Origin of the sequence: Bradyrhizobium sp. Rc3b (assembly GCF_900114915.1) — a bacterium.
Classification (GTDB): domain Bacteria; phylum Pseudomonadota; class Alphaproteobacteria; order Rhizobiales; family Xanthobacteraceae; genus Bradyrhizobium.
Window position 1 is genome coordinate 34,929 of the sequence record NZ_FOUS01000025.1, and the last position, 20,404, is coordinate 55,332.

The window sequence follows — 20,404 nt, forward strand, 5'->3', positions numbered from 1 at the left end:
GTGGGCGGATCCGCTGGGTGAATTTGAGACGCCGATAGTTAAGGCTTCGTTAACACCTGCAAGACGGTGCTGTCGCGGTCGGCCAGTCCCTTCACGGGCACCCCATAGCGGACAAAGGCTTCGTCGATCCCAGCGTCGATTTTTCTGGCCGCCGAGATATCGCTTTGGCCACCAACTGCGTCGCCGAGCTTGAATCTGGCAATCCCTCGGCCGTAGAGCGCGCTCGCAAGCTTGGGCGCCAACTGCAGCGCTGAGTTGTAGTCGTCCATCGCCGCGGAGAATTGCCCCATTTTCAGATTAATGAGAGCGCGCGAGTCGTATGTTGCCGCGCTGTTTGCTCCCGATCGAAGCGCAATATCGCAATCCTCCAGCGCAGCCTGCAGAGCGCCAAGGACGGCTCGGGTCCAACAGCGTCCGCTTCGCGCCGCCTCCAGCTTCGGATCAAGGCGAATTGCCTCGTCATAGTCCCGCGCTGCGCGGTCGTACGCGTTCCCCTGCAGGTAGGCCGCCGCACGGTTGGCAAAAGCCGCGCCATAGTTCGGGTTGAGCTTGAGCGCCTCCTCAAAGGCGCCGATCGCCAGATCGCGCGCCCCCGTTCTCAGATAGGCCACGCCGAGGTTGTTGAAGGCTTTCGCATAAGTCGGATCAAGCCTGGTCGCTTCGACGAAATCCTTGATCGCGCGTTCGTAGTCGGCTTTGGCGCTATAGGCATTTCCCCTGTTGTTGTAGGCGATAACGAAGCCGTTCACGGCTCCCTCGCCCGCATCGATAAACGCCGTGCAGCCATCGATCCGAGCTTCGGGTGATACGCGGTCTGAGCCGTTACACAGTTCAACATTCTTGAGGGAGCTGCCCTTCTTCTGTGCCCAGCCCGACGAACTGGACAGCCCAAGGACAAGAATGAGCATCACGGCCTTGATGAAACTGGCTCTTGCGGTCATTTCCACACCAAGTGTCCGACACCGACGGCGAACGAAGCGCCAATCCTGATCTCAGTGCCGGCCGGCACTGCGGCGTCGCGGCGGCTTCGGGCCAAGCAAGTTTCTCAGCACCCCCGACAGATGTTGAGTCTCCGATTGAGGCTTCGATCGGGCTCCGGCGCCGCGGATGTCGACGGCTTCTTCAAGAGCTTGCTCTTGCCCTCTTCGATCAGGGTCGAAATTTTGACTGACCCATCGTCCGAAATCTCGACATGCGGCGTCGTGCCTCGAATCCCCAGCGTGGCGACGGGAGTATCGACCTTCATGTCGCCGGTCTTTGCGACCCCGCCCGCAACAAAAGTGAATGTTCCCTTGGCGAGATTGAACAGAGTCGCATTGGACTTGCCGGCCGGCTCATACACATAATGATCCAGCACCATACGGGCGTTGCTCGATAGATTGAACGAGCTGCCGTCGGTAAAGTTGATGCCGACGCGGCCGTCGGCGCCGGTGTACACCACGTCACCAAGATATACGGGATCACCCGTGTTGGTGCGGCCAGGGTCACTCGACACATTCGCCTGAACAATCACTGCGCCCGCGTGTTCGATCGTGACCGAGCCTGAGACCACCACCACCTTCCCAATCGGTTTCGGCGATGAGGCCGCGACGGCGGGCTTGGCGGAATCGCTCTGCGCTTGAGCCGCGCTCGGCGAGAAATTGGCAAGCGCCAAAACAAGACCAATCGCCAAAGCAGCTATCGTAGGTCTGCACATGATCCCCCCTTTCTGAGAAGATCTTGTCGCTATCGGTGGCCCATTTCTTGAACCGCGTAGCGCAGCCACAGCAAATATAATTGTTGTTTAATTCTATTAACCAGCCTAATTTATCTCCGGCGCTACGCAAGCGCCACAAATTAAATGCGTTCCGTTTGTCAATTTAATCACATTGGCGGGAGGGGGCACGGCGGGAATGGCGGTACGCGTCGCCGTCCCCCCGCGCAATGCGTCTCTCTCGATCAGACTTGATTATTTCGGCGGGCAAGCCTTCGGGCTGCCAGCGCCCAGGAAATTTTGTCCCTTGGCGAGGGCCCGAGCAGGATTATGGCAGCACGCCGAGCCTGAATCGATCACCCAGGCGAGGTCGAGCCATGTTAGTTGCATCCGGCATCCACGCTGATAACGGGGCCGCCATGGCCCTGCCCGTCGAGCTCATCGGCCATATTCATACCGTGGTCGGTTGCTGTGCGCTTACGCGAGCGAGCGGTGTCGCCACACAGGCGGTAGCTGGTGCGCCTATCTACCGGGGCGACGTGCTGGAAACCGACGCCGACGGGCGGATCACAATTGGCTTCATCGACGGTACTTTTTTCAACATCGCCTGCGGCACTCATGTCGTGCTGAGCGAGTTCGTCTTCGACGTCGAAGGCATGCCATCTGCAGCCTTGTTCGACGTGACCCGAGGGAGCTTCGGTTTCGTACCGGGCCGGCTGGCGGAAACCGGAGCGCTCCGGCTGAATACGCCCATTGCAGGCATTCGCGCCCGGGGCCACGCGGGCGGTTTCGGGATCCTGACACTTGCAGCATTGACTTTCTCGGCCGCGCAGAATGCCGAGGCGGCGGATCCGGATGTCACATTCCTGGATGACGACTCCATTACCTACAAGGACCTTGCGCACGGCGCATTTGAGCTCGTGACCAAGGAGCGGGTCCCGCGACACATCATCGTCGAAGATCCCGGCGAGACGATCGTCATCAAGAAGGTGGGATCCACCATCAGCGTCAATCAGGTCGCGAATACGGCGGCTCGCATGGAGGAGTTGCGCGCCGCCCAACAGGATGTGCTCGCCAATCTAGGAGAACAAGGGCCCCGTGGCTCGAGCACGCCTTTCTTCGTCAAACCCCAGCCACTGCAGCCGATCAATTTCATTCAGCCGGATGCGCCCACGCTGCAGATCTTGCCGACCACGTCGCCACTCATCACTTTCGCGCTGGTGGACCCTGTACCGCCGACTCTCAGCACCGGGGCTGGGCCAATCGAGCTCGATACGGTCGTGTTTGACACATTCACGGCGACGACGGGAACCTTCAGTGCCAGTAGCACCAGCGGCGGTGGCAATCTGACCTTCGGCATCGTCGGGGCCAGCGCCGGCAGTACGGTTCTGGATGGAGTGACGTACGATCTGTCGAAGACAAGTTCCTACGGGATTCTCTACGTCAACAGCACGAGCGGCGCTTATACGTTCGTACCCGACAATGCCGCAATCAACGCGCTGAAGGCGCCTACGACCGACGGTTTCGTTATCACCGTCTCCGACGGACTCACCTCCGTCACCCAGACCTTCACGATCACCATCAACGGTGTCAACGACGCTGCAATCATCTCCGGCACCACGACCGGTTCGATTATCGAGGCTGGCGGCATCGCCAATGGAACGCCCGGCACGCCGATTGCAACCGGCACCCTTTCCGATACCGACGTCGACGATCCGCCCAATACGTTCACCGCCGTAAGTTCGCCAACCGCGAGCGCCGGTGGCTATGGCACCTTCACGATGACGGCTGCCGGCGTGTGGACCTACACCTTGGACAATGCCAACCGCGCAGTGCAGGCACTCAATGCCGGCGAGACGTTGACCGACAGCTTCACGGTGACCTCGATCGGAGGCACCCCACAGGTGGTGACGATCACCATCCACGGGACCAGTGACGCGGCGATCATCTCCGGTGAGACGACCGGTGCAGTTATCGAAGCCGGCGGCACCGCCAATGCAAACCCCGGCACACCCATCGCGACCGGCACGCTCACCGACGTCGACGTCGACACCACCGCAAACGCCTTTACGCCCGTCAGCTTGCCCAAGGCAAGCGAGGCGGGCTACGGCACCTTCACCATGACGGCAGCGGGCGTGTGGACCTATACGCTCGACAACGCCAACGGGGCAGTGCAGGCGCTCAATTCAGGCGAGACGCTGACCGACAGTTTTGCGGTGACCACGCTGGACGGAACCGCTCAGGTGGTGACGGTCACCATCCATGGCACCAACGATGCTGCCGTCATTACCGGCATGACGACCGGCTCGGTGACCGAGGCTGGAGGCCTTGCCAACGCGACGCCCGGTACGCCGAGCGCAACCGGCACGCTGCTTGCGGCTGACGTCGACAATCCATCCAATACCTTCACGGCAGTGACCTCGCCGAAGGCAAGCATCAGCGGTTTCGGCACCTTTACGATAACCGCCGCCGGCGTGTGGACCTACACGCTCGACAACGCCAGCGGCGCGGTGCAGGCGCTCAATGTCGGCGGCACGCTCACCGACAGCTTCACTGTCACGACCCTCGACGGTACGCCGCAGGTGGTGACGATCACCATTCAGGGCAGCAACGATGCCGCCCTCATTTCCGGCACCACGACCGGCTCAGTGACGGAGGCGGGAACTTTCTCACCCGGCGTTCCCATCGCGACCGGCACGCTCACCGATACGGACGTCGACAACGCTCCGAACACGTTCACCGCAGTCTCTTCGCCGGCTGCGAGTGACGGCGGATACGGCACCTTCACGATGACCGCAGCCGGCGTATGGACTTACACCCTCGATAACAACAACACCGTGGTTCAGGCGCTCGATGTCGGCGACACCTTGACGGACACCTTCTCGATAACTGCCATCGACGGTACGTCACAGACGGTGACCGTCGCCATTCATGGCGCCAGCGACGCAGACCCGAACGATTTTGATAATTTGGCCACCGGATCTGCCGTGATCTCCGATCCCCCCAACGTGTATGGAACGCCGGGGAGCGAAACCATTGCCGGCGGCGGCGACACAGGTCAGATCATCTACGCGGGAGCCGGCAGCGATACCGTCAACGGCACTGGTAAAGCCGACGTTCTCTACAGCGGATCAGGCAATGACACGATCAAAGGCAATGATGGGGATGACACCATCTTCGGCGGCTCGGGCAACGATACGATCAACGGCAACAACGGCGCCGACACCATAACGGGCGGATTTGGTGCGGACCAGCTCACCGGCAGCAATGGGAACGACCGTTTCGCTTACTTGTTCGTAGCGGATTCCAACGCAAGCCAGTTCGACACCATCACCGACTTTGCATCGGGAGCGGACAAGATCGACTTGACCGCCATGGGCGCGCTTGGGTTCGCCATATTGGCATTGAGCTCAACCAGCACGGCCGTGCCGGCACATACGATCGCCTGGCTCTATGACAGTGCGGCGAATGAAACGATCGTGTACGTCAATTCAACGGACCAGACCCTGCACGTCGGCGATTCCAGTCTGCTCGAAATCCATTTGCAGGGCATCGCCACCATCGACGCGTCGGACTTCATCACGGCGCCGGCAGCGGCACCTGCGACGGCGGTTGCCGGCGAGCTGCTCGACCTCATCGCAACCTCGCAGGGTGACGCGACCGCCGTGATGACGATCACTTCCGAAGGCTTGTCCGACTCCGGCAGCGCCGACGGCACGCTTCTCGCTGCAGAGAGTTCGACCATCCAATCGACCGAGGCGACCTACAGCCTCGATTCGAACTGGGACCAGATCGGACAGGCCGAATATTCCAGCTTGTCCAGTTCAGACGAAACGCAAACGCTCGCGACCGAAACGCTCCGCAGCGACACGGCAGCTGCCTCAGCCAGCGGACTGTCTTTGATCGTGCAGCACGTGATCCCACTCACCGAGGCCAGCTTTGTCTTCAACAACCCGACCGGGTTCAAAAATGGCGCGGTTGCCGCAAGCGGCCAGATGCCTGACGTCGCCATGCTGAATTTTGCCCACGACGCCGCCGGACAGCACGCCGGTAGCGGGCTTGCGCTCGGACACGATGCAGGGAATGACGGCGTCGCGTCATCAAGAGGCGCCGCCCAGGCGGCTCATGCCCATGGTTATACCAGCGGTGAAACGGCAGACACGACGTTCAACCCAAGCCTGCTGAACCCAAGCCTCCTGAAGTCATCGACCGGCGGTGCCAACCATTCGTTTTCAAGCGGGGCGGACCAGCACAACCCCTCCCTGGAAGCGTCTGGATCAAAGCCTGCCAATCCGCTTCAGCTCGGCGACTCGTTCCAGTTCAGGGATGTCGCGTCGCAAGGCTCACTGCACGGCGCAGTGTTGGATCATCTCTCAGACTTCGTCGGTCATCACGAGCACGCTGGGGAATTCCATGGATCCGAGCCGGCATTCATGCCTGAAGCATCGCCGTCCGATGTTGATCCACCTTTCCCGGCAGGTACCGTTCACGGCCATGTGTCGCACGATCTGATCGTGTGACGGCTCAAGCCGATTGCGGCTTCAATGTTGCTTGCCGGCGCCTTCCGGTGCCGAGGAGCTGTCTTCGTCGAGAGAAGATTCATCATCGTTGCCGTCGTCGCCTTCTGGCGGCTCTGCATGCTGATGGCTGAGGGCGGATGTCCACGCCGATGTCATCGCCGCGATGAGCAGCCGGTTGAGGGCCTCGATGACGCGTTCTGCTGCGGACGAGTAGTTCATGGCCTCCTCCTGCGCTGCCGATTGCGACTAGCCAAGCGTAGGACCGGGCCTTGAACGCCACTGTACGCCACTTCACACCCGCGCGCGTCAACTCATCGCAGTCTCAGAAGATGCCGCCAGCTTCGACTGCATCCGCCACGGGAGCTTGATCTGCCGCATTGAGGAGTTGCTGAGCGCGCCCACTCACAACCTTCGGGGCGTTGCAGTTCGCGCGCGACTCTGACTCAGATGTGACCTCGGCGATGCGAATCGCATTGGTTAGCTTTGGGGGTAATCAATGAGCGGAGAAGCCGGTTGCATTGTGTGTAGCAGGGCAAGAGCGGTCGTAGCGATCGTTCCGATCGCCAGAGGATATGCCCTGAAAATATACGAGTGCTCCTGTTGCCATAGCACCCTGCAGCTCGTGACTCGCGTCACGAAGGCAGCGCTGATCAAGCAGCAGGCCGATACTCTTCCTCAGGTGGAGAAGCAGTTGCGCCCGCCTGTTCGCAGGGTGCAACAAGTCTTCGCGAGCTAGACCCCGCAAGGCCTCTCGCGGGGCGCCAGTCGAACGACCACGCGACAACGCGCCGGGTCCGATAGCGCCGTTCGCCTCGCGCCTTCAATTCGGCTTTTGCGTCGGCTTGCCGTCGATCTTGGGCAGCTCCGCCGCCGAGGCCGACTGATCGCCGCCGCCATTGGCACGGCGGGCCATCTCGACCGTCAGCTTCTCGGCGGCCTCCGGCGACATCAGTCCCATGATGTCCGACATCTTTCGCGGCGCGATCGCCGAGGCGATCTCGATCAGCACGCCCATCTCGAGCCGGTCGAACACCCGTGCGGCGTCCTTGGGCTTCATGCCCTCATACATGGTCACGAGGCCCTTCATGCGCTGGGCTTCGGCGGCCTTCTGCTCGGCCTGCGTCGCGGAGATGCGGGTTTCCACCGCCTTCATCTCCTCGACCTTGCCTTCGATGCGCTTCTCGGCCGATTTGAGCAGGCTCTCGCGAATGTCGATCTCGCGCTGGCGGGCCTCGATCTCCTGGCGGCGCGCCTGCAACCGCTCGAGGATCGCGCGCTCGGAGGCCGAGACCTGCGGCTGGGCTTCGTCGACCTTGACCACGGTGCCTTCCGGCTTGGTCTCCGGCGCGGCGGGCTTGGGCGCCTCCTTCGGCGCGCCATGGGTCGAGCCGGTGATGATTTCCGGCTCCTCGCGGCCGGTCGGGAAGTTCAGATTCTCCTGCGCCCAGGATTTCTTGGCCTGGTTCGGCTTGTAGTCGAACACATAGCCGCCATTGATCACGAGGCCCGCCACCTTCAGCGTGGCGAGGCCTGCGACGGCAACCAGGACGACCGGGATGACGCGGATGTTACGAAAGGACTTCATACCCCTGACTTCATGCGGCAAGGCCGTTGGATCGTCGGCGCTCGGAGAAGGCTTCGGCCGCAGCCGCCACCGCCTTCGCCGTCGACGGCTTGGCTGCGGGCGCAGCGACCGTTTCCGGAGGGCGCGCCGCGATCGCGATCTTGGACAGCCGCCGCACCACGTTGTCGGCCTCGCCGAGCTGCTTGTAGAGCTGGTCCGACATCTGCGTCGCCGCGGCGAGCTGGCTGCCAAGGTTCTCGTTGACGTCGCGCACCGCCAGCTTCAGCCCGCCGATCGCGCGCTCGGCGATCTCGGTCGCGGTGATCAGCTCGCCGATCACCGCCTTCAGCGAGTGCTCGTCGGCCTTCAGCCGCGTCAGCCGCTTGTTGAGCATGACGCAATACACGATCGTCAGCATCAGCAGGATAGCCACCAACGTCTCGATCGCCATTCCCAGGGAGTGGTTCATGGGGCCTCCATCATCTTGTTCTGCTCGTCCACCTTCTCGAACATCGCAAGTGTCGTACTTGGCTTGCGCAAGGGTTTCGTCACGCGGATGGCGACGCGGTCGCCGACCCGGCCCATTCGCCCCTCGGTCAGCGTGACGTCGCCGCAGCGCACGGTGACGTTGGCGTCGGCGCGCATGTCCAGCGGCAGGGTGTCGCCCACCTTGAGCCGCATCAGCTGCTTGAGCGGGATGTCGGCCTCGTAGAGCACCGCATCGACGGCGATCTCGGCCTGCACGATCTCGGTGGCGAAATGGCCTTCCCAGACCGGGTCGCGGCCGAACTTTTCGCCCATGAACATCTGGAGCAGGACGCCCCGGATCGGCTCGATCGTGGCATAGGGCAGCAGCAGCTCGATGTTGCCGCCCCGGTCTTCCATGTCGATGCGCAGGCGCACCAGGATCGCGGCATTGGCGGGACGGCTGATCGCGGCGAAACGCGGGTTGGTCTCGAGCCGGTCGATCGTGAAGGTCACCGGCGACAGCGGCCGGAACGCCTGCTCGGCGTCGGCCAGCACCACCTCGACCAGCCGCTTGACCAGCTCGGTCTCGATCGTGGTGTAGGGCCGGCCCTCGATGCGGAGCTGGCTGGTGCCGCGGCGGCCGCCGAGCAGCACGTCGATCATCGAATAGATCAGGTTGGAATCGACCGTCGCCATGCCGAAGTTTTCCCACTCCTCGGCCTTGAAGACGGTGAGGACGGCGGGCAGCGGGATCGAGTTCATGTAATCGCCGAAACGCACCGAGGTGATGCGGTCGAGCGAGACTTCGACGTTGTCGGAGGTGAAATTGCGCAGGGACGTCGTCATCAGCCGCACCAGGCGATCGAAGACGATTTCGAGCATCGGCAGACGCTCATAGGAGACCATCGCCGAATCGATGATCGCGCGGATGCCGGAATGGTCGTCGAGGGTGACGTCGCCGACGGTGAAGCCGAGGAGATTGTCGATCTCCTCCTGCGACAGCACGCGCTCGCCGGAATTCTTGCCGCTGCCGAGATCGCGGCTGCCGTCCTCGACCATGGCCGCCCATTGCAGGGCCATGGTCTCCGACAGCTCGTTCTCGGCCGCAGCCTTCGCGGCCTCGGCGGGATCCTCGGAATCGAGCGACGCCTCCCACTGGGCGGCAATCGCATCCTGGTCCATTTGCTCGTTGCCGGCCATGACGCTAGCCCATCACCTTCCGCAGCGTCCTCACTGGATCACGACTTCCTTGAACAGCACCGCGCTGACCTGGACCGGGGCGACCGCCGCGTTGACGCGCTTGGTCAGCTCCTCCTTGAGGCGGAAGATGCCGGCGGAACCGTTGAGGTCGGAGGGCCGCAGCTCGCGCACATAGGTCTGGAAGATGTCGGTGACGCGCGGCATCGTCGGCTTGATCGCCTCGATCTGCTTCTCTTCCTTCAGCTCCAGCACGATCTTCAGCCGCAGATATTGCACGCGCTCGCCGGGCGCACCGGCCAGGTTGACCATGATGTCGGGGACGTCGACGAAGGACGGCGGCTTCGGCGGAGGCGCGGCCTCGGCATGATGCTCGTCGTCGCCGTGCCGGAAGAAGAAGAACCAGGTCGCAGCACCGCCGCCGAGAACGGCGAGCAGCCCCACGGCCATGATGATGAGCTTGAGCTTGTTCTTCGGCGGAGCGGCTTCCGCGCCTTCGGCAGCTGCGCCGCCTTCCGCTTCATTCTCTGCCATGGTCGCCGCGCCCGGATCTCTCAAAGGGGTCGAAAGAGCGAAGCCTTAAGACAAGGACGCGATACAAATGCCCCGGCGCAATGCGCTCCTCTTCATGGCAAACGCTACGGTAATAATGGTTAACGGAATCTTTCAATTGGGCCTCCACTAGGAAAAATCTGCCGGGCAGACATGGCTAACAGAACCTTTCTGCCGCCCTCCAGTGCCCCTTCAAAATCAGCAAGCCACTGAAATTTCGAAGTTTTCCAGGTTGGCACGGCTTTCGCTGAGAAAGGGCCGAGACCCGACGGTTTGGGAGAACCCGACGGTCTCGTTCACGGGGTCCGCCAAGGCGCTTGGGAGAGCGAAATGGCAGATCCGCTCAGGGGAGATTTCCGATGCAGAACGCGCTTCTGATCGGCTTGTCACGGCAGATGACGTTGGAACGGCAGATGGATGTCATCGCCAACAACGTCGCCAATGCCAACACCAACGGCTTCAAGGCCGACCATTCGCTGTTCGAGGAGTACCTCAACTCGAACGCGCGTGAGGACAATTTCATCGGCGCGGACCGCCGTGTCTCCTATGTGCAGGACCGCGGCACCTATCGCGACATCGGCCAGGGGCCGATGGAGCCGACCAACAACCCGCTCGACATGGCGATCGACGGCAACGCCTATTTCGCGGTGCAGGCCAATGGCGGTGAGCTGTTCACCCGCGACGGCAAGTTCTCGCTCAACTCGACCGGCCAGCTCGTCACCCCGGACGGCAATCTGGTGCTCGGCACCGGCGGCCCGATCACCTTCCAGCCGACCGATCACGACATCAACGTCGCGCCCGACGGCACCGTCACGGTGCTCGAGGGCACCGCCAAGACCGACTCGATCCGCGGCAAGATCCGCATGGCCTCGTTCGACGATCCGACCAAGCTGACCAAGCTCGGCGCCAATCTCTATGCCGCCGGCTCCGCCACCCTGCAGCCCGATGCCAAATCCAGCAGCGTGCGCCAGGGCTATGTCGAGAAGTCGAACGTGAATTCGGTCGGCGAGATGACCCGCATGGTCGAAGTCATGCGCAGCTACACCGCCATCGCCAATCTGCTCCAGCAGCAGAGCGACCTCCACAAATCGGCGATCGAGAAGCTCGCCGACGTTCCGGCCTGATTGAGGGAGAACTGACATGCAGGCGCTTCACACCGCAGCGACCGGAATGGCGGCACAGGAACTCAACGTTCAGGTGATCTCCAACAACATCGCCAACCTGCGCACCACCGGCTTCAAGAAGCAGACCGCGGCGTTCCAGGACCTGATCTACGAGCACGTGCGCCGCGTCGGCGCGCAGGCCTCGGACCAGGGCACCATCCTGCCCGTCGGCGTCGACATCGGCGGCGGCGTCAAGACCGTCGGCACGCCGCGCAGCATGACGCAGGGCACGCTGTCGCAGACCGGCAACGATCTCGACCTCGCGATGTCCGGCGAAGGCTTCTTCAAGATCCTGATGCCCGACGGCACCTACCAGTACACCCGCGACGGCACCTTCCAGATGGACAATCAGGGCCGCGTCGTCACCGCCCAGGGCAACCCGGTGCAGCCGAGCATCACGATCCCGAACAACGCCTCCGGCATCAGCGTGAGCGAGCAGGGCCAGGTCTCGGTGACGCTGCCGGGCTCGTCGACTTCTACGATCGTCGGCCAGATCGGCGTGACCCGCTTCATCAACAAGGCGGGCCTGCAGCCGGTCGGCAGCAACCAGTTCACCGAGACCCCGTCGTCCGGCCCGCCGCAGGACGGCACCGCGAACTCCGAGGGCTACGGCAAGATCACCCAGGGCAGCCTCGAGCAGGCCAATGTCGACGTCGTCTCGGAGATGAGCGACCTGATCGCCGCCCAGCGCGCCTACGAGATGAACGCCAAGGTGATCAGCGCCGCCGACCAGATGATGCAATCGACCACGGCGCTGTTCCGCTGAGGCAATGACGATGATCCGCACCACCCTCGCCACCATCTCCGCCCTGCTCGCGCTGGCCCTGCCGGCAGCGGCCGCGGACGACTTCATCGCCTCGCCGACGCTGCGCGCGAGCGTCACCGTGACCGCGGACGTGGTGCGGGTCGGCGATCTCATCGACAATGCCGGTTCGGCCGCGCTGATCCCGGTCTACCGCTCGCCCGATCTCGGCACCACCGGCACGCTGACGGTCGCGCAGGTGCTGTCGGTGCTCCGCGCAAAGCAGGTGATCGGCGTGATGACCGGCGACCTCAAGGAGGTCCAGGTCACCCGCCTCGCCCGCACGCTGGCGAACAAGGATCTCGAAACCGCCGTCGCCTCGGCGCTCGAGCGCCGCTTCGGCCTCGGGGACGCCGCCAATATCACCGTCACCTTCGACCGCGGCGTCGCCGAGATGCGGCTGGATGCCTCCAACTCCGGCACGCTGCAGCCAGTCGCAACCCGCTACGACGCCCGCAGCGGCCGGTTCGACATCGCCTTCGAGATTGCCAACGACAGCAATCCGACCCCGACCAAGCTGCGCTTCACCGGGACCGCGATCGAGACGGTGGAAGTGGCCGTGCTGACGCGCGACATCGAGCGTCTCGATCTGCTGAAGTCCTCCGATGTCACGTTGGAACGCCGGCCGAAGGCCGAGGTCACCGGCGAGCCCGCCTCGCGCGACCGCAGCATCGGCATGCAGTTGCGCCGGCCGATGCGCGCAGGCACCCCGCTCCGTGCCGCCGACATCGTCAAGCCCGATTTCGTGGTGCGCGATCAGAACGTCACCATCATCTACCAGGTGCCCGGCCTCTATCTCACCTCGCGCGGCAAGGCGATCGAGAGCGGCGCCGAAGGCGACACGGTCAGCGTGCTCAATGTGCAATCCAAGCGGACGTTGACCGGCGTCGTCACCGGCCGCGGCCAGGTGACGATCCAGGGCGCGAGCCAGTCCGCACCGATGGCGCCCGCGGTCGAGCAGACTTCCTCGCTCAAGCGCGATGAGGCGCCCGCCCCTGCGGCTGCGGCAGCAGCCCTCGCCCGGAGCCTGATCGAGGCGCCGGCGTCGCCGGCCCAGATCGCACAAGCCCAGATCCCGCAAGCTCGCGTCTCGCAAGCTCAAGCCAAGTAAGAGTTCGTCATGTCCGCTTTCAGTTCGGCTTACCGTCTTCGTCGCATCGCGATCTCTGCCCTGCTGCTGGCCAGTTGCGCGCTGGGCGGCTGCTCCTCGATCGACCGCCTGTCGCAGATCGGCGAGCAGCCGAAATTGTCCGCGATCGACAATCCGACGGCGCAGCCGGGCTACAAGCCGGTGCAGATGCCGATGCCGAAGCCGGAAGTCGCCTCCTACAATCCGAACTCGCTGTGGCGCAACGGCAGCCGCGCCTTCTTCAAGGACCAGCGCGCCCGCCAGGTCGGCGACCTCCTCACGGTGACCGTCAACTTCACCGACAAGGCCAACATCGCCAACGAGACCCAGCGCAGCCGCACCAACTCGGAAAACTCTCAGGTCACCGACTTCCTCGGCGCGAAGACGATCACGCAGGCCAACAAGATCCTGCCCGGCAGCCTCCTCACCGCCGGCTCCACCGCCTCCAGCGACGGCAAGGGCTCGGTCAACCGCACGGAAGCCTTGCAGACCAACGTCGCCGCGGTCGTCACCCAGGTGCTGCCGAACGGCAACCTCGTGGTCGAGGGCAAGCAGGAGATCCGTGTCAATTACGAGATCCGCGAGCTCGTGGTCGCCGGCATCGTCCGCCCCGAAGACATCCAGAGCGACAACACCATCGATTCCAGCAAGATCGCGCAGGCCCGCATCGCCTATGGCGGCCGCGGCCAGATCACGGACGTGCAGCAGCCGCGCTACGGCCAGCAGGTCATGGACGTGCTGCTGCCCTTCTAACCTCTTCAAGAGCTCCCACATCGTGTTTGCGAACCTAGGCGCGAACGACGATGTACTACGCGGCCCTCGCTAGCTCCCCTGGCGAGGGCCGCATGTATTTTGCCTGCGCCGCGGAAAGCGGCGCAGGCAACTCTCACAGCAGCATGATCCCGCGTGCTTGCGCCCACCGCTCCAGGATCTTGCTCTCCTCCGCGAGCGGCGGACGGTTTGCAAACCCGCGAACCTGAACCGCCCGGGAACGGGAATCCAGCTCGATGGTCAGCAGCCGCTGGACGTCGCCCGAGGCACGGCGACGGAGCGACCAGATCGACGCCTGCCCGGCAATGCACTTTGTCGCGTAAGAGGCAACGCAGTGGCGCATACCCCGCGTCTCGGCCACGAGATCGGCTGCGGTCCGCAACTGGACCACAACATACTCTTCACGCTTGGCCCGATCCTTGGACGACTTGGTCCATGACCAGTCCGCGATCGCTGCACCGAGCCAACGGTCCTCGATCTGCTCGGGGCTTGCTGCCAGCCCACGCGCACGGTTTCGCGCAGCCTCGGCGCGACGGCGTGCGGCCTCGATACGAGCGATCGCATCGAGATCGCGATGCCATTCGCGCATCTGCCGACCAAGCGAGATCAGTGAACGCCCCTTGAGGGTGTACTCCGGATCACGCCGGTGGCAATCGGCGAGGTAATCGTGGAAGTCATCCATGTCCTCGACCGTGGTGGGATGCGCGCAGAAGAAGCGCACCACCTCGCGCCAGAAGCGATTCTGAGCGCGCGGCGTCTGCGTGATCCTGGTGCGTGCGATCCGCATCGCAACGGCGGGATCGTTCGCATAGGATCGCGCGATCGCCTGCCAGATCGCAGCCTCGAAGCCAACGCTCCCCAAGGGATTGAGGAACGCATGGACCTCCTTGCGAGACAGCCATTCGGCCGCACCGGCAGTGTAGAGCGAACCGCCGCCGGCCGCCGCGATGTACCAGCGCTTGCGCAAATGGATCTCGCCGGCGCCCAGTCCCGCGCCGTCGATCCAAATCTGCTCCAGATGTTCTGCGACAGGATAGCGCGCGAAGAGATAGCGAGCCGCGGCAAGACGAAGACGCGCGGCATCGCGAGTCTTCATCCGCGGCTTCCAGGCCTCGGCATCGCGCACGATGTCGGCCTCGAAGCCACGCCTGGCCTCGTAGATCGCGGTCTCGAAATCCGGTGGAGGACGCGTCCGCTGCGACACATGCCGCAGCGACAGCTCGTAGGCTTCAACCCGCGCGCGCTCGGCCTCCCGCCGGCGCTGAATCAATGAATGTGCCATTGTCGTTCAACATGATTGGATGACTGTCAGCCGGACGCAGTGGGAGCGTCGGCACGGAGCGTGTCGATCGCCACAGACTGTTCACGGCTGGTCTCCTCATTGTTGAACGCGCAGGTTGAATGGGACGGGGCTCATAGACCCGATCGCCGGCGGGCGCAAGATGTCTCTGTCGGATGGAGTCAGAAACTGCACATCACGAGAGAGGCTCGCGGCATTTTGGCAACGCTGTCGCCGCATGCGGTCCTTGCGAGCGGCTTGTCCGCCGAAGCTCAAAGAGCGAAGGCAGAAGCGAAGCAATCCAGAATTGCTCCGGCGAGGGGTTCTGGATTGCTTCGCTTCGCTCGCAATGACGTGGATGAGGGTACAGCATTCAAGCCACCCCTCTGTCATCGTCCGCGAAGGTGGACGATCCAGTACTCCGAGATATTCGTGATTGTACTGGTGCAGCGCGGCGTACTGGATTCCCCGCCTTCGCGGGGAATGACTGCGGGGACTACCGGTGCCCCTCAGGTAAACTTCACGTCCACCGCTCCCAGCCCGTCCAGTTCCATCCGCACCTTGTCGCCGGCCTTCAGCCACAGCGTCTTGACCAGGCTGCCCGTCAGCACGAGCTGTCCCGCGTGAAGACCCTTGCCCTCAGCGGCGAGATGGTTGGCGAGCCAGGCGAGCGCGTTGTGGGGATGGCCGAGCACGTCGGCGCCGGTACCGTGGCTGACCTCCTCGCCGTTGAGGATGGCGCGGCCCTTGACCGCCTTCAGGTCCGGCACCGACGAGCGCGGAACCGACCGACCTAGCACGCAGCCGGCGGCGAAGAAATCGTCGGCGATCAGCGTCGGGGCGCCCATCGTCTCCCACTTCACGTAGCGGTCGTCGACGATCTCGATGGCGGGATGATAGGCCTCGACCGCCTCGCCGACCCATTCGGCCGTGAACGGCGCCTCGCTGGCGGCAAGGTCGCGCTTCAGCCGCACCGCGATCTCGCATTCGACCCCGACCCGGACATAGTTGGAGGCGGCGAGCTTGGCGCCGGTGTCGTGCACGCCCTTTTGGAACACGCCGCCGCCGCAGGGATGCGGGATGCCGATATAGTCCTGCATCACCTGGCTGGTGCAGCCGATCTTGTAGCCGACCAGCGGCCCGAGATGCGGCAGCAGCAGATCGTGCACCGCACGCTGGACCTGGTAGCCCTCGGCCTCATCCATGGGGGGACGCTCCAGCGCCGCGAGCGGCGCATGGTTGCGGCGCGCCAGCGCGATCGCCTTTGCGGCTTCGAGAATCTTATCCATCGGCGCCGCCTCCCACGCTACGCAACATTGCGGCTCAGTTCAGCATCCCCGTTCGCGCCTGACAAGCGCTGGTCGGCGCTCAGCCGGGCTGAATACGGGGGCTCCCGCCGCTTAAGGAAATATTGAGTTGGTCCGGTCTTTATGGAGCCACGCGCCCAGGCCCGCCCGCCCCGCGCGGAACGAGACCCTGATTGCAGCGATGCGTGAAGCCGCTGCGCCGCCGTCTCAAGATGCCGGTCGATCTCCTTGATGCGACTCGCAAAACTTCCCGCACCTGAAGTGAAGGCTTTTTCTCATGCGAACTCACGTGAGCATGCAGGATTCGACTCTAGCCCATTGATCGCGATTCATTTTTCGCGATCCCGGAAATTGGCGTCGGACGACAGCGGCGTTGTGGCGCAGGAACCCGCCACAACGCCGCGTGCAATGACATCGCTTCCGTCAAATGCGTCCAAGCGCGAGGCGGATGGCGACCTCGACCGGCGAGTAGTCGCCATCGCCGCGCTCCAGCCGGTACGGCTCGGCGAGATGCAGCGGTGGTTGCGCCAGGAAGCGCGGTCGCGTTCCCCGATGCTTCTGCGCGGCATGAACCAGGAAGGGATGACAGAGATAGACCGTGCCGGCCGCACCGGTCGCGAGCGCCACCGGACAATCGGCCCCCATCTGCTCCAGCATCATGTGCGCCCGCCCCGCATCGCCGGCTGGCGCCAGGTAGCGCGCCATCGGCAGATGCGAGCCGACCCGGATCCGCGTCGGCGCATCATCGTCACCGACATCGGAGAACAGGAACAGCAGCAGCAGCGCCCGCCCCCGCGAGGTGATGTTGACGCGCCAGGCCGAGAAATCCTGCGTCTCGTTCGGGTTGCTGGCCTCGCCGGGAAAGCTGAGATCGACATGCCAGCCGTCGTCGCCCGGATCGTCCGGGTGCGGAAAACGCACCGGAAAGGTGCCGACGTCGCGTCGCGGCCGCCACCGCCCCTGCCCGACGATCTGGTCGAAGGCGGCATGGAGCACGGCGGTGTTGATGGCATCCCCGAACGGCGGGCCGCCATAATAGGGCAGCCGCACCACGGGCCGGGTCCAGCTCGCTGGGTCGTGCTCGCTGCATGGCAGATCGCGCCAGATGATGGCGCGGGCGGCCTCGGCGAGCTCACTTGGGAAAGCATTGTCGATCCGGACAAAGCCGTCGCGGATGAATTGGGCTATTTGCGCGTCGTCCAACGCGCGTGGATTGGCAGTCATGATGATCTCTCAAAGGCTCGCCAGCCCTCATCGTCCGCTCGCTGCGGAACCGGCTGGCTCAATCGGATGGGAAGCCGCAAGTCGAACTCGCGGGACGCAATGCCTCCGCGGCGGAGGCGCCTGCGCTCAGCCCAGGAAGAAGACCGATGCGATGTTGAGAGTGCAAATCATCATGGCGGCGCGAATCTACGCGCCGTACCAGCGGCGTTCAAGCGACGCCGTGAGCCAAAAACAAAAGAGCCGCACGCGGCGGCTCGGGCTCTATTCGTCGCGATAGACCTTCTCGCGCTTCTCGTGGCGCTCCTGCGCCTCCACCGAGAGCGTCGCGATGGGCCGGGCCTCGAGCCGCTTCAACGAGATCGGCTCGCCGGTGTCCTCGCAATAGCCGTAGGTGTTGTCCTCGATACGCTGGAGCGCGGCGTCGATCTTGGCGATCAACTTGCGCTGGCGGTCGCGGGCACGGAGCTCGATGGCACGGTCGGTTTCGGACGATGCCCGATCGGCGAGATCGGGGTGGTTCACGTTCTCCTCCTGCAGGGCTTGCAGGGTGAGCTTGGACTCTTTGAGGATCTCATCCTTCCAGGCGAGGAGCTTCAAACGGAAGTACTCCTTCTGCCGGTCGTTCATGAAAGGCTCTTTTTCGGTCGGTCGGTAGTTTTTCAACTTTTCCAAGGGCGGCCTATCTGTCTAATCAACGACTCGCAACGGAAACAGGGTCCGTTGAGCCGGGCCTTATATAGTGGCCTCCTGTGACAGACAATATTTCCCTGAAGCCCCGGCTGGCGCCCCCAAGCCCTTGCACAGGAAGGTTTATCCTGGAGGCCCTGGGGACCGCCGAAAGCCTAGTAACCGACCGTGAAACGCTGCCGCGGATGGGCTGGCCGCTCGATCTCATCGGCGAGCGCAATGGCGTAGTCGGCGAAGGTGATCCAGCTTTTTCCGTTCGCATCTGCGAGAAGCTGATCGGTGCCGAGGCGGAACTTGGCCGTGCGTTCCCCTTCGACGAACAGGGCCGACGGCGAAATGAAGGTCCAGTTCAAATCCTTTTCCTGCCGCAAGAGGTCGAGGAAGGCCGAGCCTGCCTCCGCTTCCGCCTTATATTGGGCCGGGAAACTGGGAGTCGTGACCAGTTTCACGCCCGGCGCGACCTCGAGGCTGCCGGCGCCGCCGACGACGAGGTAACGACCAACCCCGGCGTCCTTCGCCGCACCGATCAACTTCCGCGCGTCGCTGGCCAGGAAGTGCACGGAACTCACGGCGACGTCGTGCCCAGCCCACAGCTTGGCAAGACCCGCCTGGTCGAGCACGTCCCCCTTGGTCGGCGTGACGTTCGGCAGGGCCGCGATCTTCTCGGGGTTCCGGGCGATGGCCGTGACGGCATGGCCGCGGCGGGACAGTTCCTTGGTGATCTCCGACCCGGCCCGACCCGAGGCGCCGGCAACTGCGATTTTCATGGAAGGCTCCTTTGCTTCTATGGTAACTAGCAGTGACTAGATATCGCAAAGAATGCTGGTGTTAAGAGCGCACTTTGTGCTTACCTGATTACGCAAGGGTAACCGCCACGCGTAGGGCAAGCGACGAACAGGGATTCCGAGGACCGACGATGAAACCCGACGTCTATGCAGCGAACTGCCCCACGCGCCAGATCCTTGATCGCATCGGCGACAAATGGGCGGTGCTGATCCTGCTGCTGCTGCGCGAGGAGCCGATGCGCTTCAATCATTTGCGCCGCACGATCGAAGGCATTTCGCAGAAGATGCTGAGCCAGGTTCTCAAATCGCTCGAACGCGACGGGCTGATCAAGCGCCATGCCATCGCGACCGTGCCGGTCACGGTGGAATATTCGATCACGCAGCTCGGGCTGACGCTCGCCGGCGCAGTCGATCCGCTGCGCGATTGGGCCGAGCAGAATCTGAAAGACGTTCTCGCCGCCCAGCGCCGCTACGACGCGCAGCAGAAGGAGGAAGCGGCGTAAGGGGTGCGGCGAAGATGCAATAGCAGTCCCGTCATCCTGAGGCGCGAGGCATGGGACGCAACGCGTCCCATGGGGAGCCTCGAAGGATGCACGGCCGAGATGCTTCAGCGGGCCCGTCGCCCTTCGAGGCTTGCCCTGCAATTGCATTGCAGGGCGCGCACCTCAGGGTGACGGATGACGATTAAGCCCGTCCGGCCTTAGCGAGTTCAACCTCGACGCGCAGCTCGATCTCGGAGAGCACCGCATCGAGACCGGGATCGCCCGAGGACGATTTCAGGTTCGCCGCGGCATCGCGCAAGCGCATCACGGTCGAGGCGTCGAGATTACCGGCCAATAGCCCCATCTTGAGATCGTCGAGCACGTCGAGCGCCGTCCTGCCGCGGGTGACCGAGCGCTTGCGGCGCTCGACCGGATCCTCCTCGACGCCTTGCAGCGCGAGCAGCCCGTCGATGTTGGTGGCGGCCTTCGGTGCGGCAGCGCTCCGGGTCTCCTGCGCCGACGAGGTGTCGGGCAACACGAAGGTGCCGGAGCCGGTCCGCCTGGCCTGGTTGGCCGGCGTTCCAAGCGTCGTGCCGTTCGGTCCGTAGATGCGCATCGGAGGGAATCCGGGTGATCGATGCGGTCACCTTCGCCGTCTTATGGTTAACGGCGCGTAAACGGCCCGGCAAAATCTGCCGACGGGCGGCAGTTTCGCTCCTCAGGGACAACGCTCGCTGACACCGGTCGAAACAGATTTATTCAACCTATTCAGCGGCCTATC

19 protein-coding genes are annotated in these 20,404 nt (G+C 63.6%); 6 read left to right on the forward strand and 13 right to left on the reverse strand.

What is annotated here, in order from left to right:
* Positions 1–38: 38 nt before the first annotated feature.
* Together BM190_RS37485 and BM190_RS37490 are read right to left on the reverse strand one after the other, a co-directional pair.
* On the reverse strand, positions 39–941 hold the full coding sequence (locus BM190_RS37485; RefSeq protein WP_210310959.1) for a tetratricopeptide repeat protein: 903 nt from the start codon (positions 939–941) through the stop codon (positions 39–41).
* A 104-nt stretch (positions 942–1,045) separates the two neighbouring features.
* Positions 1,046–1,672, reverse strand: a complete 627-nt coding sequence (locus BM190_RS37490) for a FecR family protein (protein WP_312009933.1) — start codon at positions 1,670–1,672, stop codon at positions 1,046–1,048.
* 398 nt (positions 1,673–2,070) lie between these two features.
* On the opposite strand from BM190_RS37490, the gene BM190_RS37495 reads away from it, so the two are divergent.
* The gene (locus tag BM190_RS37495; protein WP_244550884.1) at positions 2,071–6,213 is read left to right on the forward strand and encodes a VCBS domain-containing protein; all 4,143 of its coding nucleotides are present in this window, start codon (positions 2,071–2,073) and stop codon (positions 6,211–6,213) included.
* Between the two features lie 21 nt (positions 6,214–6,234).
* On the opposite strand, the gene BM190_RS37500 is transcribed toward BM190_RS37495, so the two are convergent.
* The 5 genes from BM190_RS37500 to fliL form a co-directional block, all read right to left on the reverse strand.
* Positions 6,235–6,432: a hypothetical protein gene (locus tag BM190_RS37500; RefSeq protein ID WP_018321856.1), complete on the reverse strand. Its 198-nt coding sequence runs from the start codon at positions 6,430–6,432 to the stop codon at positions 6,235–6,237.
* Between the two features lie 601 nt (positions 6,433–7,033).
* Positions 7,034–7,798, reverse strand: a complete 765-nt coding sequence (locus BM190_RS37510) for a MotE family protein (RefSeq protein ID WP_018321854.1) — start codon at positions 7,796–7,798, stop codon at positions 7,034–7,036.
* A 10-nt stretch (positions 7,799–7,808) separates the two neighbouring features.
* Complete coding sequence (locus BM190_RS37515; RefSeq protein WP_092262721.1) at positions 7,809–8,246, reverse strand: DUF6468 domain-containing protein; 438 nt, start codon at positions 8,244–8,246, stop codon at positions 7,809–7,811.
* Positions 8,243–9,445: a flagellar motor switch protein FliM gene (fliM, locus tag BM190_RS37520; protein ID WP_018321852.1), complete on the reverse strand. Its 1,203-nt coding sequence runs from the start codon at positions 9,443–9,445 to the stop codon at positions 8,243–8,245. Before fliM ends, BM190_RS37515 begins: the two co-directional genes overlap by 4 nt.
* A gap of 30 nt (positions 9,446–9,475) precedes the next feature.
* The gene (gene fliL, locus BM190_RS37525) at positions 9,476–9,976 is read right to left on the reverse strand and encodes a flagellar basal body-associated protein FliL (protein WP_018321851.1); all 501 of its coding nucleotides are present in this window, start codon (positions 9,974–9,976) and stop codon (positions 9,476–9,478) included.
* Between the two features lie 377 nt (positions 9,977–10,353).
* On the opposite strand from fliL, the gene flgF reads away from it, so the two are divergent.
* Genes flgF through flgH form a run of 4 tightly spaced genes read left to right on the forward strand, consistent with a single transcriptional unit; the run spans position 10,354 to position 13,841 of the window.
* A complete protein-coding gene (flgF, locus tag BM190_RS37530) occupies positions 10,354–11,118 on the forward strand; it encodes a flagellar basal-body rod protein FlgF (protein ID WP_092262724.1) in 765 nt (254 codons plus the stop codon).
* A 16-nt stretch (positions 11,119–11,134) separates the two neighbouring features.
* Positions 11,135–11,923: a flagellar basal-body rod protein FlgG gene (flgG, locus tag BM190_RS37535; protein ID WP_018321849.1), complete on the forward strand. Its 789-nt coding sequence runs from the start codon at positions 11,135–11,137 to the stop codon at positions 11,921–11,923.
* Positions 11,924–11,933: 10 nt separating this feature from the next.
* Complete coding sequence (gene flgA, locus BM190_RS37540) at positions 11,934–13,070, forward strand: flagellar basal body P-ring formation chaperone FlgA (protein ID WP_177237520.1); 1,137 nt, start codon at positions 11,934–11,936, stop codon at positions 13,068–13,070.
* A 9-nt stretch (positions 13,071–13,079) separates the two neighbouring features.
* Positions 13,080–13,841, forward strand: a complete 762-nt coding sequence (flgH, locus tag BM190_RS37545; RefSeq protein ID WP_018321847.1) for a flagellar basal body L-ring protein FlgH — start codon at positions 13,080–13,082, stop codon at positions 13,839–13,841.
* 133 nt (positions 13,842–13,974) lie between these two features.
* Here the strand turns inward: flgH and BM190_RS37550 are convergent, their stop codons facing one another.
* The 5 genes from BM190_RS37550 to BM190_RS37570 all read right to left on the reverse strand — a co-directional run bounded on the left by BM190_RS37550 (position 13,975) and on the right by BM190_RS37570 (position 19,123).
* Positions 13,975–15,141, reverse strand: coding sequence for a PcfJ domain-containing protein (locus BM190_RS37550; RefSeq protein WP_092262732.1), 1,167 nt, complete (start codon positions 15,139–15,141; stop codon positions 13,975–13,977).
* A 506-nt stretch (positions 15,142–15,647) separates the two neighbouring features.
* Complete coding sequence (locus BM190_RS37555; protein ID WP_092262735.1) at positions 15,648–16,427, reverse strand: 2-keto-4-pentenoate hydratase; 780 nt, start codon at positions 16,425–16,427, stop codon at positions 15,648–15,650.
* 441 nt (positions 16,428–16,868) lie between these two features.
* Positions 16,869–17,669 (reverse strand): phytanoyl-CoA dioxygenase family protein, encoded by an 801-nt coding sequence (locus BM190_RS37560; protein ID WP_092262738.1) that lies wholly within the window; start codon positions 17,667–17,669, stop codon positions 16,869–16,871.
* Between the two features lie 261 nt (positions 17,670–17,930).
* Complete coding sequence (dksA, locus tag BM190_RS37565) at positions 17,931–18,296, reverse strand: RNA polymerase-binding protein DksA (protein WP_008554760.1); 366 nt, start codon at positions 18,294–18,296, stop codon at positions 17,931–17,933.
* A 215-nt stretch (positions 18,297–18,511) separates the two neighbouring features.
* Entirely contained in the window at positions 18,512–19,123 is a 612-nt protein-coding gene (locus BM190_RS37570; RefSeq protein WP_092262741.1) for an NAD(P)-dependent oxidoreductase, read from the reverse strand.
* 149 nt (positions 19,124–19,272) lie between these two features.
* On the opposite strand from BM190_RS37570, the gene BM190_RS37575 reads away from it, so the two are divergent.
* Positions 19,273–19,644 (forward strand): winged helix-turn-helix transcriptional regulator, encoded by a 372-nt coding sequence (locus tag BM190_RS37575; protein ID WP_018321842.1) that lies wholly within the window; start codon positions 19,273–19,275, stop codon positions 19,642–19,644.
* Positions 19,645–19,825: 181 nt separating this feature from the next.
* Here BM190_RS37575 and BM190_RS37580 read toward each other — a convergent pair whose 3' ends face one another.
* Positions 19,826–20,239: a flagellar assembly protein FliX gene (locus tag BM190_RS37580; RefSeq protein ID WP_018321841.1), complete on the reverse strand. Its 414-nt coding sequence runs from the start codon at positions 20,237–20,239 to the stop codon at positions 19,826–19,828.
* Positions 20,240–20,404: the final 165 nt, after the last annotated feature.